Origin of the sequence: Sphingorhabdus sp. YGSMI21 (assembly GCF_002776575.1) — a bacterium.
Classification (GTDB): Bacteria; Pseudomonadota; Alphaproteobacteria; order Sphingomonadales; family Sphingomonadaceae; genus Parasphingorhabdus.
Window position 1 is genome coordinate 2461147 of the sequence record NZ_CP022548.1, and the last position, 15636, is coordinate 2476782.

Genomic DNA, 15636 nt, shown 5'->3' on the forward strand with positions numbered 1-15636 from the left:
TAAGGGATTTCCACGGTGTCAGTTGCATATGCATATTCAGGCTCTGCAATATCGGCGATAGACGACAAGGGTCGTCTTTCGGTCCCCGCATTTCTGCGCAAAAATCTGGTGGAAAGCAGCGACGGCCGGACCCTCTGCCTCGGCACCCACGAGAAATGGGATTGCCTCGTCGGCTTCGGCCTCAGCCGCAAGGCCGACATGCTCGCCGAAATCGACAAGCAGTGGGAAGCGGCGATCGCGCGCGGCGAAAGCTTTGACAAGGACGCGGCCGGTGCCCGGAAATTCTCCTCGCTGCAGGACCTGAGCTTTGACGCCAGCGGCCGCTTCATCTTGCCACCGCAATTGCGCGATATCGGCAATCTTGATGGTAATGTCCTGTTCCACGGCATTGGCACGACTTTCTGTCTGTGGAACCCGCAGACCCTGCTCGACACCACCGACGATGTGCCGGTCGATCGCCGTCTGGTCGAATATCATCTGAAGGAAGCCGGCGAGAAAAGCGGAGGGAAGCAGAAATGACCCCCGCTACCGCTGCTCGCCACGTCCCTGTCCTGATCGATGAAGTGATCGACGCGCTCGCCATCACCCCGGGTGAAACGCATGTCGACGGCACTTTCGGTGCGGGCGGCTACAGCACCGCGATGCTGGAAGCTGGCGCGCATGTGCATGCCTTTGACCAGGATCCCGATGCGATAGCCACCGGTCAGAAAATGGTCGACGATGCCAAGGGCAAGCTGACTCTTCACCACGCCCGCTATTCAGAAATGGCCGAAATACTGGTCGGTGACGAGATTGACGGTGTCACGCTGGATATCGGCGTTTCCTCGATGCAGCTCGACCAGGCCGAGCGCGGCTTTTCCTTTCAGAAGGACGGCCCGCTCGATATGCGCATGGCCCGCGACGGCGAGAGCGCGGCCGATTTCCTCAACGAAGCCGATGAGGAAATGATTGCCGACGTTATTTACCGTTATGGCGAGGAACGCCGGTCGCGGCGGATCGCCAAGGCGATTGTTGAAGCGCGGCCGCTGACCCGCACGTCCGAACTCGCGAAAGTCGTCCGCAAGGCTCTGGGCTATCGCGCCGGGGACAAGAAGGACCCGGCGACCCGGACCTTTCAGGCGATCCGCATCCACATCAATCGCGAACTGGGCGAGCTCGAAGACGGTCTGGCCGCAGCGGAAAAATTGCTGCAGCCCGGTGGCCGTCTGGCGGTTGTAACATTTCACAGCCTGGAAGATCGCATCGTCAAGAATTTCCTGCGGGATCGCAGCGGACAGAAGTCCGCCGGTTCCCGCCATCTACCCCAGGTTAACGAGACACGGCCGGCACCCACCTTTCATAAACCAGCCAAAGCGGTGCGTCCGGCCGGGGCGGAGCAGGCTCTTAATCCCCGGGCCCGCTCCGCCACCCTGAGATCTGCGGTGCGAACAGATGCGCCCGCCGGCGATGGTGGCGGACTGTGAAGCTGGCGATCAAGCGCCTCGAAGGCATGGGATGGCTCGCCCTGGTTTTTCTGGTGGCGATTCTGCTTTATCCGCTCTCGCTCAGCGTCGCGACCCTGCGCAGCGATCTCGCGCGCACCGATCAAAAGATCGTCGAGATCAAGAAAGACATTCGCTATCTGGAAACGGAATTCAGCGCGCGCGCCAATCTGCGCCAGCTGGAGGACTGGAACAAGCTTGAGTTCGGCTATGCCTCGCCGCAGGCCTCGCAATATCTTGATGGCGAGAGAGCGCTGGCCAATCTCGGCGGCAAGGATCTGCGCAAGCCGGTGCAGGTTGCCGTGATCAGTTCCATGGAAGGCGTCCGGCCGGCCGGCATAATCGGCTCGGTCTTCGGCACCGCCCGGGCCCAGGACCGGAATGCCGACGGCAGCGCGATCGGCAGCCAGGCAAATCTCGTGCGGAATGTTTCGGATGCCGCCCAGGGCAAGGCTGCAGGCGGCGCGCAGGCCCGCACCACCCGCGTGGCGCATATCGAGGAAAAACTGCTCGATGACGGACTGGTACGCGATCTCGGGCGCAAGGCCATTGCCGAGAAAATCGAAAGCATGGCCGAATGACTACACTTCTGGCCAACAGCAAGAAGGTGCAGTTTTCGGGAAAGGCCAAGGAAATAACCGCGAATGCGCATTTCCGGCTGATGGTCCTGTTGCTGGTATTCCTCGCGGCCTTCACGATCATCATCGGGCGGCTGATCAGCCTCACGATCCTGGAAGACGCTATTCCCAATCGCGCATCGAGCAGTGCGTTCGTACCGCCGCGCGGCGATATTGTCGATCGCAACGGCGTGCCGCTGGCCCGGACAATTCTGGGCTATGCCGTGCGCGTTGTTCCGGCACGGGTGCTGGGCGACAAGGAGGTGCTGGCACGGCAGCTGGCAACAATTTTCCCTGACACCAGCGCCGCCTATTTTCTCGACAAGCTGAACGGTCCCCATCCGACCTATCTTCGCCGCCGGGCGCTGCCCGAAGAGGTCAAGCAGATCCATGCGCTCGGTGAAATCGGTATCGAATTTCCCCGCGAGGACGAACGGCTCTATCCGCAGCGGGAGCTGGCGGCGCATGTGCTGGGTTATGTCGACGCCGACGGCAAGGGCGTGATGGGCATGGAGCGAGCGCTCAACGACCGTCTTCTCGACGAGAAACTGCGCGGCACACCATCGACCCTGTCGATTGACAGCCGGGCCCAGGCGGCGCTTGAAAGCGAACTTCAGGACGCCATGATCATGACCGAGGCGCGCGGCGCTGCAGGGATTATTCTCGATGTCCAGACCGGTGAAGTCATGGCGCTGGCTTCGCTGCCATTGTTCGATCCGAACAAGATCCGCCGGGCGTCGATGAAGCATCAGAACAATGAAGTGACCCAGAGCGTTTTTGAACTCGGTTCAACCTTCAAGCCGCTGACGATCGCCGCCGCGCTCGACGCGGGCACGGTGACGGACCTGGCGGTGCGCTATAATGCGATGGAGCCGATCAAGGTCGGCGGCTTCACGATCAAGGACGACCATAGCCAGGGACGCTATCTGAACGTGCCTGAAACGCTGGTGCACAGTTCCAATATCGTCACTGCACGGATCGCCGATAATCTGGGGCAGGAGGCGATGGAAAATATGTTCCGCCGGCTCGGTTTCGACGAACGGCCGCATATCGAGCTGTTCGAAAGGGGCCACCCGCTGTGGCCGCGCAACTGGGGCCGGGTCACCAACATGACCGTCGCTTATGGTCATGGCATCGCCGTCACTCCGCTGCATCTCGCCAGCGCCTATGCGGCGATGGTCAACGGCGGCATCTGGCGTCCGGCGACTTTGCTGAAAGTGGAACCGGGCGAGGAAGCGAAGGGCCGCCGTGTGTTCAAGGCCGCGACCAGCGCCCGTATGCGGCAATTGCTGCGGATGATTGTCTCCGACGGCACGGGCCGCAAGGCCGATGCGCCGGGTTACCGGATTGGCGGAAAGACCGGATCGGCGGAGAAGCCTTCCGAAGGCGGCTATAACAAGACCTCGCTGGTCTCGACATTTGCCGCTGCTTTTCCGATGGACAACCCGCGCTACGTCGTCATCGCCATGCTCGACGAACCGAAGGGCACCGCCGAGACCTCTTTCCAGCGCACCGCCGGCTGGACGGCGGCACCGATCGTCCAGAAAGTCGTGTCGCGGGTCGGACCGATGCTCGGCGTGATCCCCGACGAGCATCGCGATGTCGACGTATCCGAATTGACGCCGCTCCTCTGGAAGCCCAAAACCACAGCCAAAGAGCCAAATGATGCGATTGAATAATCTGGTACCCGGAGTGGAAGGCGAGGCCGGCGAGCAGGCGGTCACAGGCTTTGCCATCGATCATCGCAAGATTGCGCCCGGCAATATATTCGGTGCGTTCAGGGGCGCCAGGTTCAACGGCGAGGAATTTGTCGACGCTGCGATTGCCGCCGGCGCCATCGCCGTGGTCGCGCTTCCCGAAGCCATGGTCGAGGGCGCGGTTCATGTCGCTGACGAAGAGCCGCGGCGATTGTTCGCCCGGCTGGCGGCGCGTTATTACACGCCGACGCCTGCCCATGTGGCGGCAGTAACCGGGACCAACGGCAAGACATCGACCGCGGAACTGACGCGGCAATTGTGGCGGATGGACGGTTTCAACAGCGCCTCGATCGGGACGCTCGGCGTCACCACCGCCGATGACCAGGTCAAGACCGGACTGACCACTCCGGACATTGTCACCTTTCTTTCCAACATGTCCGGTCTGGCGCGCGAAGGGGTTAGTCATGCGATTTTTGAAGCGTCGAGCCACGGCCTGTCGCAATATCGCACCGAGGGATTGCCGGTCAATGTCGCCGCCTTCACCAATCTGAGCCGCGACCATCTCGACTATCACGGCGATATGGACAGCTATTTCGAAGCCAAGATGCGGCTGTTCGACGAAGTCGTGGAAAGCGACGGGACCGCTGTCATCTGGGCCGATGACGAGCCCTGGTCGGGCAAGGCGATCGAGCGCGCGAAGGATCGCGGGCTTGAATTGTTCACCGTTGGAGAAAAGGGCGAAACGCTGAGGCTGGTCTCGCAGACGCCAACCCATCTGGGTCAGGTGCTGATGGTCAAGGCGCAGGGCAACACCCACCGAATCTCGCTGCCGCTGATCGGCGCCTATCAGGCGGCCAATATTCTGTGCGCCGCGGCCATTGTGCTGGCCACCGGCGGCAAGCTTGAAAATATCTTCGATCATATGCAGCGGGTCCAGCCGGTACGCGGCCGGATGGAGCGCGCGGTCATCACCCGGGCCGGTGCACCGGTCTATGTCGATTATGCTCATACCCCCGATGCCCTGCGAGCTGCGATCGAAGCGCTACGGCCGCATGTAACGGGAAAGCTGATCACGATTTTTGGCGCTGGTGGCGACCGCGACAAGGGCAAGCGTCCGGAAATGGGGAAGATAGCCGTTGACAATTCCGATCATGTCATTGTCACCGACGACAATCCGCGCAGCGAAGATCCCGCCACCATCCGTGCCGAAATCATGGCCGGAGCATCCGGTGCCGAGCAAGTGGCCGACCGGCGCGCGGCCATTGCCAGGGCGATCGAGCTGGCCGGCCCGCAGGACATCATATTGCTCGCCGGAAAAGGTCATGAACAGGGCCAGATTGTCGGCGACCGGGTCATTCCCTTTGACGATGTCGAAGTTGCGAGAGAATGTGCCGGAGCGCAGCCATTATGACTGTATTATGGACATCCGCCGCGATAGCGGAGGCCACGGGCGGCAAGCCAAGCACCGATTTTTCGGTGAGCGGCGTTGCTTTTGATTCACGTGAAATCGGGCCGGGCGATCTGTTCGTGGCGCTCAAGGGAGAGCATAGCGACGGTCATCTGCACGTCGACCAGGCTTTCGCCTCTGGAGCGGCCGGCGCCATTGTCAGCGAGCCGGTCGACGGTCCGCATGTTTTGGTATCCGACACCGTTAAAGCGCTCGATGCGCTGGCCATTGCGTCACGAGCCCGTACCTCCGCAAAAATCATCGGGGTGACCGGATCGGTCGGAAAGACCGGCACCAAGGAGGCTCTATTTGCCGCGCTTGACCGCTGTTCCTTCGGAAAGGCGCACCGATCGGTCAAAAGCTACAATAATCATGTCGGCGTCCCGCTCAGCCTGTCGCGGATGCCGGAAGATACCAAATATGGCATTTTCGAAATGGGTATGAACCACGCCCACGAACTGTCTGCGCTCACCCGTCTGGTACGGCCGCATGCTGCAATCATTACCGCCATCGCGCCGGCCCATATCGGCAATTTTTCCAATGGTGAAGCCGGCATCGTTGATGCCAAGGCCGAGATATTCGAGGGCCTGATGCCCGGCGGCACTGCGATCATCCCGCATGACAGCCCGCATTGTGCGCGGCTGCGGAAAAAGGCGGAACGTCACGCGGAACATGTGATTTCCTTCGGCTTTGAGGCCGGCGCCGACGTCCGCGCGATCGATATGGTGCCCGCCCCCCGTGGCGGCTCGCTGGTCACGGCGAAACTGGGCGAGCAAAGTCTCTGCTTCACCATCGCCGAAGCGGGGCGGCACTGGGTATCCAATTCCCTGGCCATTCTCGCAGCGGTGCGCGCGGTCGGCGGCGATCTCGCCACCGCCGGTCTGGCGCTCGCCGAAATGAGCGGCATCGACGGTCGTGGCCGGCGGCATCTCGTCTCGCTCAAGTCCGGTGGCACAGCGACAGTTATCGACGAGAGCTACAATGCCAATCCGGCATCGATGAAAGCGACCTTACAACATTTTACCGGCGAGCCCTGCACCGGCCAGAAAATCCTCATATTGGGCGCGATGGGCGAGCTGGGCGAGCAATCGGCCCGCTATCACACGGCTCTGGCCGACGATATTCTGCTGACCGGAGCCAAAGCCATCATATTGGTCGGCGAGGATATGGCACATACTGCCGCGAAACTCGAACAGGGCCTTGATCGGGACGTGAAAATGTCACATGCGGCAAGTGCTTCGGACGCGCTGGCCGAGGTCGCAAAATTGCTCAGCGACGGGGATATCCTTCTGGTCAAGGGTTCAAATTATCTGGGACTTTCCTCCGCGGTTTCCGCGCTGGTGAGCGGGGAGTATTGATGTTTTATTTGCTGGCCCAATGGCTTGAGTTCGAAGGTATTTTCAACGTCTTCCGCTATCTGAGCTTTCGCTCGGGTGCGGCCATATCGACATCGCTGTTCATCGGCCTCCTGATCGGGCCAAAGTTCATCAACATGCTGCGCATGCGGCAGGGCAAGGGCCAGCCGATCCGCGAAGACGGGCCGATCACCCATCTCAAGAAGGCGGGAACGCCGACCATGGGCGGCCTGATGATCCTGATTTCGGTGGTGACCTCGCTGCTGCTGTGGATGGACCTCAGCAACATGTTCGTCTGGGCCTGTATTTTCGTGACCTTGGGTTTTGGCGCTATCGGCTTCATGGACGATTATGACAAGGTCCGCAAAGCCAGCCACAAGGGCGTTCCGGGCCGGGTCCGGCTGCTGCTGGAATTCGCGGTCGCCGGTTTTGCAACCTGGCTGATCGTCCAGCAGATCGGTACCAGCCTCTACGTGCCCTTCTTCAACGATGTGCAGATAGACCTAGGCTATTTCTATATCCCCTTCGCGATGTTCGTGATTGTCGGCGCCGGTAACGCGGTCAATCTGACCGACGGTCTCGACGGTCTTGCCACCATGCCGGTGGTCATCGCCAGCGCCACTTTCCTGGTGCTCGTCTATCTGTCCGGCAATGCGGTTTTCTCCGAATATCTTGGCATTCCCTTCGTCCGCGGAGCCGGCGAGTTGGCGATTTTCTGTGCCTGCGTGATTGGCGCCTGCCTTGCGTTTCTGTGGTTCAACGCGCCGCCGGCCGCTGTTTTCATGGGCGATACCGGTAGCCTCGCGCTCGGGGGGGCGCTCGGCGCGATTGCTGTTTCCATCCACCATGAAATCGTGCTGGCGCTGGTCGGCGGTCTGTTCGTGCTCGAAGCCGTGTCGGTGATCGTCCAGGTCTTCTTCTTCAAGCGCACCGGTCGCCGCGTGTTTCGCATGGCGCCAATCCATCACCATTTCGAACAGCTTGGCTGGTCCGAATCCACCATCGTGATCCGCTTCTGGATCATCAGCCTGGTGCTCGCGCTTGCCGGATTGGCGACGTTGAAACTCAGATGATAATCTCTCCCGTCTTTGCCGGAAAGCGCTATGCCATCCTCGGACTGGCCCGGTCCGGCATGGCGGTGCTGGAAAGCCTGCACGCGAGCGGCGCCGAACTGCTCGCCTGGGACAATCGTGAAGAATTGCGCGACAGCGTTGCCGACAAGGCGCTGATCGCCGATCCGCTGGAAAGCGACCTGACCGGCTATGATGCGATCGTCGTGTCGCCGGGCGTCCCGCTCAACAGCCATCCGATCGCGCAAAAGGCAAAAGCTGACGGTGTTCCGATTATCGGCGATATCGAATTGTTCGCCCAGGCCCGGGCGGCGCTGCCCGCCCATCGCGTCGTCGGCATCACCGGCACCAACGGCAAGTCGACAACCACCGCTCTGGTCCACCATATACTGCAATATGCCGGCCTGCCGTCGGTAATGGGCGGCAATATCGGGGCTCCGATCCTGTCGCAGGATCCGCTGCCCGAAGGCGGTGTCTATGTATTGGAGCTGTCGAGCTACCAGATCGACCTGACCAACAGTCTCGACTGCGATGTCGCGCTGCTGCTCAACATCAGTCCGGACCATCTTGACCGTTATGACGGATTTGATGCTTATGCCGCTGCCAAAGCGCGGCTGTTCGACATGCTGGGATCCGATCACGCCGCGATCTTTGCCAGCGATGACGAAAAGACGCAGCTGGCCTTGCACGGTCTGCGCGATCTTGGCCGGGTGAAGAATATCTTCGACACCAGCGGCATCGAACTGGCCGGACAGCCGGACTGGCCTTCGCTGCAAGGTCCGCACAATCTCCAGAACGCGATTGCAGCGATCGCCACGGTCGAGGCTCTCGGCATTGACGAAGAGCAATGGCGTCCGGCGCTCGCCGCCTTCAACGGACTGCCGCACCGGATGGAACGCATTGTCGAAGCCAATGGTGTGCTGTTCGTCAACGACAGCAAGGCAACCAATCCCGCTTCAACCGGCCCGGCGCTGGGTGCTTATCCGAAAATCCACTGGATTCTCGGCGGTCTGCCGAAAAGCGACAGGCTGACCGAATGCGAGCCTTTCTACGGAAATGTCGTCAGGGCCTATACGATAGGCGAAGCCGGCCCCCTGTTTGAAAAATTGCTGACCGGACATATGCCGGTTGAATCCTGTGAAATGATCCTCACCGCCGTGCAACGCGCCGCTGCCAATGCACAGCCTGGTGAAGTGGTGCTGCTGTCGCCAGCCTGTGCCTCGTTCGACCAGTTCCGGGATTTTGAAGCGCGCGGCAATTGTTTCCGCAGCGCCGTCAATTCGGTGATCGAGAAAAATCTGATCGGATCCGCGAGCGGGGAGATAAGGAAATGAGCGCATCGGAACCAGCGACAGGACCTGTTCAACCGCTTCCCGAAATTTCCGGGGCACTCAAGAAGAAGCGCTTCCAGCTGCAATCGCGGTTCGGGCGCAGCGATCGTTCGCCGCTCGCGATCTGGTTCTGGGAACTCGACCGGGTGCTGCTCGGCCTGATCCTCACCCTGATCGCCATTGGCCTGATCGCGGTTGCCGCTGCCTCTCCGGTTACCGCGCTGAAGCAGAGCACTGCAGCGGTCACGATCGAGCCGCTCTATTATTTCTACCGGCAGCTCGGCTGGGTGGTGGTCGGTGTTCCGGTGATGCTGGTCGTTTCGATGCTGCCGAAGGAGCAGGCGCGGCGCTTTGCCATTCTCGCGGCGCTCGCTGCCTTCATCTTGCTGTTTCTGGTTCCGGTGTTCGGGAAATCGGTCAACGGTGCCCAGCGCTGGATCGGCTACGGTTTCGCGACTATCCAGCCCGGCGAATTTCTCAAGCCGCTTTATGCGGTTTCGCTGGCCTGGCTGCTGTCTCTGCGGATCAAGGATCCGGCCCTGCCGGTGATTTCGCTGTCCGTGATCCTGACGGCTATCATCGCCATCCTGATGATGATGCAGCCCAATCTGGGCGAGACCATCCTGATCTGCGGCATCTGGTTCGCGGTGATGACCGTGTCCGGCCTGTCTGCCCGCCTGATCGCCGGCATTGGTGTCGCCGGTGTCGGCGGGCTGGTCGGGGCTTATTTTCTCTATCCTGTCGCAACCCAGCGGATCAACGCCTGGCTGTTCGGCGGCGGCGAATTTGACCAGGTGATGTTTGCCCACAAGGCGCTCACCGGCGGTGGTTTGCTCGGCACCGGACCCGGTCTGGGCAGCGCCAAATTCAAGCTGCCGGAAGCGCATACCGACTATATTTTCTCCGTGATCGGCGAGGAATTCGGTCTGCTCGCCTGCATGGCGATCGCGCTCGTCTATCTCGCGATCATCGTGCGGGTGTTCCTGCGGTTGCTGGATGAAGAGGATAATTTCATCATTCTCGCGGTAACCGGCCTGACCGCCCAGTTTGGCGGACAGGCGCTGGTGAACATGGCGGTAAACCTGCAGCTATTCCCGTCGAAGGGCATGACTCTGCCGTTCATCAGCTATGGCGGATCATCGATAATAGCGCTGTGCATCGGGATCGGACTTTTGCTCGCATTTACCCGCCGAAACCCGTATCTTGACCGTTCACAATATGTCTCGGCCTGGCCCGAGCAAGGACGGATAGCGGTATGAGTTTTTCGAAACATTATGTTCTGGCGGCCGGCGGTACCGGCGGTCACATGATCCCGGCCTATGCGCTGGCCAAGGAGCTGGTTCTGCGCGGTCACCGGGTCGCGATGATAACCGATGAACGCGGCGCGAAAATACCCGGCATGATCGAAGAGGCGCAGGTGCATGTGCTGCCCGCCGGCCGGATTACCAAGGACCCGCGCAGCTGGATCGGCGGTACCCGCGCCATCCTGAAAGGGCGCCGGATGGCGATGCAGCTGTACGATACGTTCCAGCCTGCCGCGGTCGTCGGCTTTGGCGGCTATCCCGCCTATCCCGCGCTGCTCGCCGCGAACAGCAAGGATATTCCGACCATCGTGCACGAACAGAATGCGGTTCTCGGCCGGGTCAACCGGCTCGCGTCACGTTCGGTCAATGCCATTGCCACGGCCTATCCCGACGTCCTGCGGATCAAGCCGAAATATCAGGAAAAGGTCCATCTCGTCGGGAATCCGGTGCGTGAGGAAGTGGTGGCACTGCGCGACGAACTCTATCCGATCCTGTCCGACGACGGCATTTTCCGCGTATTGGTAACTGGCGGCAGCCAGGGTGCCTCCATTCTTTCCGATGTCGTGCCCGATGCCATGGCCATGCTGCCCGTGCATTTGCGCCGCCGTCTGCAGATCACCCAGCAATGCCGGGAAGACGATATCGAACGGGTGCGAGCGAAATATGCCGAACATGATATCCCGGCAGAGCTGGCGACCTATCTGCCCGATCTGCCGGACCGGCTGGGCTGGGCGCATCTGGTTATCGGCCGGGCAGGGGCTTCGACCATTGCCGAACTGACCACTGCCGGCCGGCCGGCGATCCTCATCCCGCTGCCCGGCGCTATGGATGATCACCAGACCTATAATGTGAAGGAAATGGTGGCCGCAGGCGGTGCCCGCGTGATCCGGCAGCCGGCCATTACCACGCGGAATTTCGACTCCGGCAGCGACGACAGGACCAACAAGCTGCGCCTGCAGCAATCTGCGGCGCTCGACAAGATGCGCGGGGCGATGGTCAAACAGATCCAGAAGATCGCCTTGAGCACCGGCGCGCTCGAAAATGCGGCGCGTTGTGCAAAGGCCTGCGGGCGTCCCGAAGCGGTCAATGACTTGGCCGACCTGGTCGAAAGTTTCGGCACTTCGCCGCTGGGCAAGACGATGAAAACCGAAAAAGAGACGCCGCAGCGGCTGACCGCGCGCAACGAGGCGCTGGCAAAGGATAGTGCGCAGTGAAGGGTGTCGGCACCGATATCGGAACAATCCATTTCGTCGGCATCGGCGGCATCGGCATGTCGGGCATTGCCGAGGTGATGCACAATCTCGGCTATCAGGTGCAGGGCAGCGATATTGCCGAGAGCTATGTCGTCGAAGGCCTGCGCGCCAAGGGCATTGATGTAAAGATCGGCCATAGCGCGGAGAATGTCGAAGGCACTGCGGTGGTCGTGACCTCGACCGCGGTCAAGCGCGGCAATCCGGAAGTGGAAGCGGCGCTGGCCAGCCGGATACCGTTGGTGCGCCGGGCGGAAATGCTCGCCGAACTGATGCGGCTGAAATCGACCATTGCGATAGCCGGGACCCATGGCAAGACGACCACCACCTCGATGGTTGCCGCCATGCTCGACGCCGGCGGTATCGACCCGACCGTCATCAATGGCGGGATCATCAACCAATATGGCTCGAACGCGAGGCTCGGCGCCGGCGAGTGGATGGTGATCGAGGCTGACGAAAGCGACGGCAGCTTCCTGCGGCTCGACGGCACGATTGCGGTTGTCACCAATATTGATGCCGAGCATCTCGACCATTATGGCAGCTTCGACAAGATCAAAGACAGTTTTCTCGAATTTGTCGAAAATGTGCCCTTTTACGGCGCAGCGATCCTGTGCATCGACCATCCCGAGGTCCAGGCCCTGTTGCCGCGCATCCGCGACCGGCGGATCATCACTTATGGTTTCTCCGCCCAGGCTGACGTCAAGGGGATCAATGTCACGCCGGTTCCGGGCGGCAACCGTTTCGATGTCGATGTCCGCGACCGCGATGGCGAGACCCGGCGGATCACCGGTATCGAACTGCCGATGCCGGGCCGTCACAATGTCCAGAACGCGATTGCTGCCGTGGCGGTCGGGCTGGAAATGGGAATCAGCGACGAACAGATTGCCAAGGGCTTCGATCAATTCGGCGGCGTCAAACGGCGCTTCACCAAGGTTGGCGAAGTCGACGGCGTGACGATCATAGATGATTATGGCCATCATCCGGTCGAGATACAGGCCGTGCTGTCGGCAGCCCGCGAAGGCGCGCAAGGCCGCGTCATCGCCGTGGTCCAGCCGCACCGCTTCACCCGGCTACGCGACCATATGGAAGAATTCCGGGGCGCCTTCAACGACGCCGATATGGTGTTCGTGACCCCGGTCTATATCGCCGGCGAAGATCCGATCGAAGGCATTGACAGCGAGGCACTGGTCACCGGCCTGAAAACACGCGGCCATCGTCTCGCCGAGACCGTTGCGGACCAGAAGGCTCTCGCCGAGCGACTGGCGCAGGAAGCGCAGCCTGAAGACATGATCATCTGCCTCGGGGCAGGGGACATCACCAAATGGGCCGCTGCGCTCGCAGATAATATTGCCGAGGCCCGCAAATGAGCGCGATTGCCACCATGCCCCAAACCCGCGGCAAGCTGACCGAAAACGCGCCACTGGCCCCGCTCGTCTGGTTCAAGAGCGGCGGCTCTGCGCAATGGCTGTTCGAACCGAAAGATATTGACGATCTGCAGCAATTTCTGCGAAATCTCGATCCGGCGATAGCGGTCTGGCCGCTTGGCCTGGGGTCCAATCTGATCATTCGCGATGGCGGAATCCACGGTGTGGTGATCCGGCTGGGCAAGGCCTTTGCGGGTATTGAAGCGGACGGCATGACCTTGCGTTGTGGCGCAGGAGCACCCGGCATTTCCGCAGCGAGCAAGGCGCGCGACCATGGCATTGCAGGGATGGAATTTTTGCGCGGCATACCAGGCACCATCGGCGGCGCTGTCCGCATGAACGCCGGCGCTTATGGCCGCGAAGTCTGCGACATATTGCAGAGCGCCGATGTGATCCTGCGCAACGGCGATCTGGTGACGATCCCGCTGGCCGACATGGGCTATACCTATCGCCATTCGGCGCTACCCGACGGCGCGATTGTGGTCAGCGCGACCATGGTCGGTGAAGTCGGCGATCCGGCGATTATCGGCGCCGAAATGAAGCGTATTGGCGATGAACGCGAAGCCTCACAGCCACTGCGCTCCAAGACCGGCGGCTCCACCTTCAAAAATCCCGAAGGCAAAAAGGCTTGGCAGCTGGTCGATGAAGCCGGTTGCCGTGGTCTGCAAATCGGGCAGGCACAAGTGTCTGAAAAACACTGCAATTTCCTGCTGAACCTCGGTGGCGCGACATCTGCCGACATCGAAGCACTCGGCGACGAAGTGCGCAGGCGGGTCAAGGCCCATTCGGGCATCGAACTGCATTGGGAAATCCAGCGGGTGGGGATGAAGCATGACTGCTAATAATGAAAAAAGTCTCCACGTCGCTGTGCTTATGGGCGGCTGGTCTGCTGAACGCGAAGTATCGCTGAGCAGCGGCAATGGTGTGGCCGATGCGCTGGAGAAAAACGGCCATCAGGTGAGCCGTGTCGACATGGATCGCAATGTTGCACAGGTGCTGGCCGCTCTTCGGCCTGATGTGGTGTTCAATGCGCTGCACGGCGTGCCGGGTGAAGACGGCAGCGTCCAGGGCATGCTCGACCTGATGCAGATTCCCTATACCCACAGCGGCATGGTCACATCGGTGATCGCGATCGACAAGGAATTGACCAAGCAGCAGCTGGTTCCCGCCGGTATCCCGATGCCCAAGGGCCGGATTGTTTCCAGTGCCAGCCTGTATGAAGCCGATCCCTTGCCGCGGCCCTATGTCCTGAAACCGGTCAACGAAGGCTCGTCGGTCGGCGTCGCAATCGTGACCGATGACAGCAATTACGGCAATCCGATTGGCCGCGACGTTGACGGGCCGTGGCAGGAATTTGACGAACTGCTCGCCGAGCCTTTCATCAAGGGCCGCGAACTGACCACCGCCGTTCTGGGCGACAAGGCGCTTTGCGTGACAGAACTGAGAACCGCGCAGGGTTTCTATGACTATGCTGCCAAATATACCGAGGGCCTGACCCAGCATGTCTGTCCCGCCGAAATCCCCGCCGATATCGAGAAATTATGTCTCGACTATGCCTTGCGCGCCCATCAAGTTCTCGGCTGCAAGGGCACGTCGCGCACCGATTTCCGCTGGGATGACGAACAGGGTGCGGCCGGTCTGTTCGTACTGGAAACCAATACCCAGCCGGGCATGACCCCGCTCAGTCTGGTCCCCGAACAGGCAAAGCAGATGGGGATCAGCTATGAAGAGCTGGTCGAGATAATCGTGAGAGAAGCGCTATGACAGCTACCCGCAAACGCACCAATCGCCAGGCCAGGGGCAAGCCCCGCAAACAGGCGAAACGCAAAGTCCGGCAGGTTTCGGTTTTCGACAAGATTTTGCGCGCCATGCCGGTGACCGAGGAGCAGGTGCAAAAGGGCCTGACCTGGGGCCTGGTGGCGGTGTTCATCCTGGGCGCCTATAGCGTTGCCCATTATTCCGGCATCAATGAACGGATCAAGACCGAGGTCGCGGAAGCGGTCGGCAATGCCGGCTTCGAAGTGAAGCGGGTCGAGGTGACCGGCGTCAACCGCATTGACGAGCTGAAAGTCTATGAAATCACGCTGGCGCAGAAAGACCGTTCGATGCTGCTGGTGGATATTGACGAGGTCCGCGAGGATCTGCTGTCGAACGGCTGGATCAAGGACGCGCGGATTTCGCGGCGGCTGCCCGACACGCTGATCGTCGATATTGTCGAACGCGAGCCCGTTGCCGTCTGGCAGAACCAGGGCAAGCTCTCGCTGATCGACAAGACCGGCTATCCGCTGGAAGAAATCGTTAAGGAAGAAATCCCTGACCTGCCGGTGATTGTCGGCAAGAAGGCCAATCTGAAATTCTCCCAGCTGGATACGTTGCTCGATGTGGCGCCGGCGTTGCGCCCGATGGTGACCGGCGCGACCTGGATCGGCAACCGGCGCTGGGATCTGGAATTTGACAGCGGCGAGACGCTGGCCCTGCCCGAAGGGGAGGAAACAGCGTCGGCGGCCTTGCTGAATTTCGCGCGGATGGACGGGATCAACCGGCTGCTCGGACGCGGGGTCGTCCATTTCGACTTGCGCGACGCCGAGCGCGCTTATTTGCGGATGCCGCCGAAAGAAGAAGCGGTCGAACCGGACAGTTGATGGTCCGGATCGCGCAAT

14 protein-coding genes are annotated in these 15636 nt (G+C 60.9%); all 14 read left to right on the forward strand.

The window, feature by feature from the left end:
• Positions 1 to 15: 15 nt before the first annotated feature.
• From CHN51_RS11960 to CHN51_RS12025, 14 genes are read left to right on the forward strand one after another with little or no spacing between them, the layout of a single operon-like run.
• Positions 16 to 519: a division/cell wall cluster transcriptional repressor MraZ gene (locus tag CHN51_RS11960; RefSeq protein ID WP_100094212.1), complete on the forward strand. Its 504-nt coding sequence runs from the start codon at positions 16 to 18 to the stop codon at positions 517 to 519.
• A complete protein-coding gene (gene rsmH / locus CHN51_RS11965; RefSeq protein WP_100094213.1) occupies positions 516 to 1463 on the forward strand; it encodes a 16S rRNA (cytosine(1402)-N(4))-methyltransferase RsmH in 948 nt (315 codons plus the stop codon). Before CHN51_RS11960 ends, rsmH begins: the two co-directional genes overlap by 4 nt.
• Entirely contained in the window at positions 1460 to 2062 is a 603-nt protein-coding gene (locus CHN51_RS11970) for a hypothetical protein (protein ID WP_100094214.1), read from the forward strand. The genes rsmH and CHN51_RS11970 overlap by 4 nt, the downstream gene beginning before the upstream one ends.
• Entirely contained in the window at positions 2059 to 3777 is a 1719-nt protein-coding gene (locus tag CHN51_RS11975) for a penicillin-binding protein 2 (RefSeq protein ID WP_100094215.1), read from the forward strand. The genes CHN51_RS11970 and CHN51_RS11975 overlap by 4 nt, the downstream gene beginning before the upstream one ends.
• On the forward strand, positions 3764 to 5206 hold the full coding sequence (locus CHN51_RS11980; protein ID WP_100095613.1) for a UDP-N-acetylmuramoyl-L-alanyl-D-glutamate--2,6-diaminopimelate ligase: 1443 nt from the start codon (positions 3764 to 3766) through the stop codon (positions 5204 to 5206). The genes CHN51_RS11975 and CHN51_RS11980 overlap by 14 nt, the downstream gene beginning before the upstream one ends.
• Positions 5203 to 6600 carry a UDP-N-acetylmuramoyl-tripeptide--D-alanyl-D-alanine ligase gene (murF, locus tag CHN51_RS11985; RefSeq protein WP_100094216.1) on the forward strand — a complete coding sequence of 466 codons (1398 nt, stop codon included), beginning with the start codon at positions 5203 to 5205 and terminating at the stop codon, positions 6598 to 6600. Before CHN51_RS11980 ends, murF begins: the two co-directional genes overlap by 4 nt.
• Complete coding sequence (gene mraY, locus CHN51_RS11990; RefSeq protein WP_100094217.1) at positions 6600 to 7670, forward strand: phospho-N-acetylmuramoyl-pentapeptide-transferase; 1071 nt, start codon at positions 6600 to 6602, stop codon at positions 7668 to 7670. The genes murF and mraY overlap by 1 nt, the downstream gene beginning before the upstream one ends.
• Entirely contained in the window at positions 7667 to 9001 is a 1335-nt protein-coding gene (gene murD / locus CHN51_RS11995) for a UDP-N-acetylmuramoyl-L-alanine--D-glutamate ligase (protein WP_100094218.1), read from the forward strand. Before mraY ends, murD begins: the two co-directional genes overlap by 4 nt.
• Positions 8998 to 10257, forward strand: a complete 1260-nt coding sequence (locus CHN51_RS12000; protein ID WP_100094219.1) for an FtsW/RodA/SpoVE family cell cycle protein — start codon at positions 8998 to 9000, stop codon at positions 10255 to 10257. The genes murD and CHN51_RS12000 overlap by 4 nt, the downstream gene beginning before the upstream one ends.
• Positions 10254 to 11516 carry an undecaprenyldiphospho-muramoylpentapeptide beta-N-acetylglucosaminyltransferase gene (gene murG, locus CHN51_RS12005; protein ID WP_100094220.1) on the forward strand — a complete coding sequence of 421 codons (1263 nt, stop codon included), beginning with the start codon at positions 10254 to 10256 and terminating at the stop codon, positions 11514 to 11516. The genes CHN51_RS12000 and murG overlap by 4 nt, the downstream gene beginning before the upstream one ends.
• Positions 11513 to 12919 (forward strand): UDP-N-acetylmuramate--L-alanine ligase, encoded by a 1407-nt coding sequence (gene murC / locus CHN51_RS12010; RefSeq protein ID WP_100094221.1) that lies wholly within the window; start codon positions 11513 to 11515, stop codon positions 12917 to 12919. The genes murG and murC overlap by 4 nt, the downstream gene beginning before the upstream one ends.
• Positions 12916 to 13818 carry a UDP-N-acetylmuramate dehydrogenase gene (gene murB / locus CHN51_RS12015; RefSeq protein ID WP_206169894.1) on the forward strand — a complete coding sequence of 301 codons (903 nt, stop codon included), beginning with the start codon at positions 12916 to 12918 and terminating at the stop codon, positions 13816 to 13818. Before murC ends, murB begins: the two co-directional genes overlap by 4 nt.
• Positions 13808 to 14740: a D-alanine--D-alanine ligase gene (locus CHN51_RS12020; protein WP_100094222.1), complete on the forward strand. Its 933-nt coding sequence runs from the start codon at positions 13808 to 13810 to the stop codon at positions 14738 to 14740. The genes murB and CHN51_RS12020 overlap by 11 nt, the downstream gene beginning before the upstream one ends.
• On the forward strand, positions 14737 to 15618 hold the full coding sequence (locus tag CHN51_RS12025; RefSeq protein ID WP_100094223.1) for an FtsQ-type POTRA domain-containing protein: 882 nt from the start codon (positions 14737 to 14739) through the stop codon (positions 15616 to 15618). Before CHN51_RS12020 ends, CHN51_RS12025 begins: the two co-directional genes overlap by 4 nt.
• Positions 15619 to 15636 lie beyond the last annotated feature (18 nt).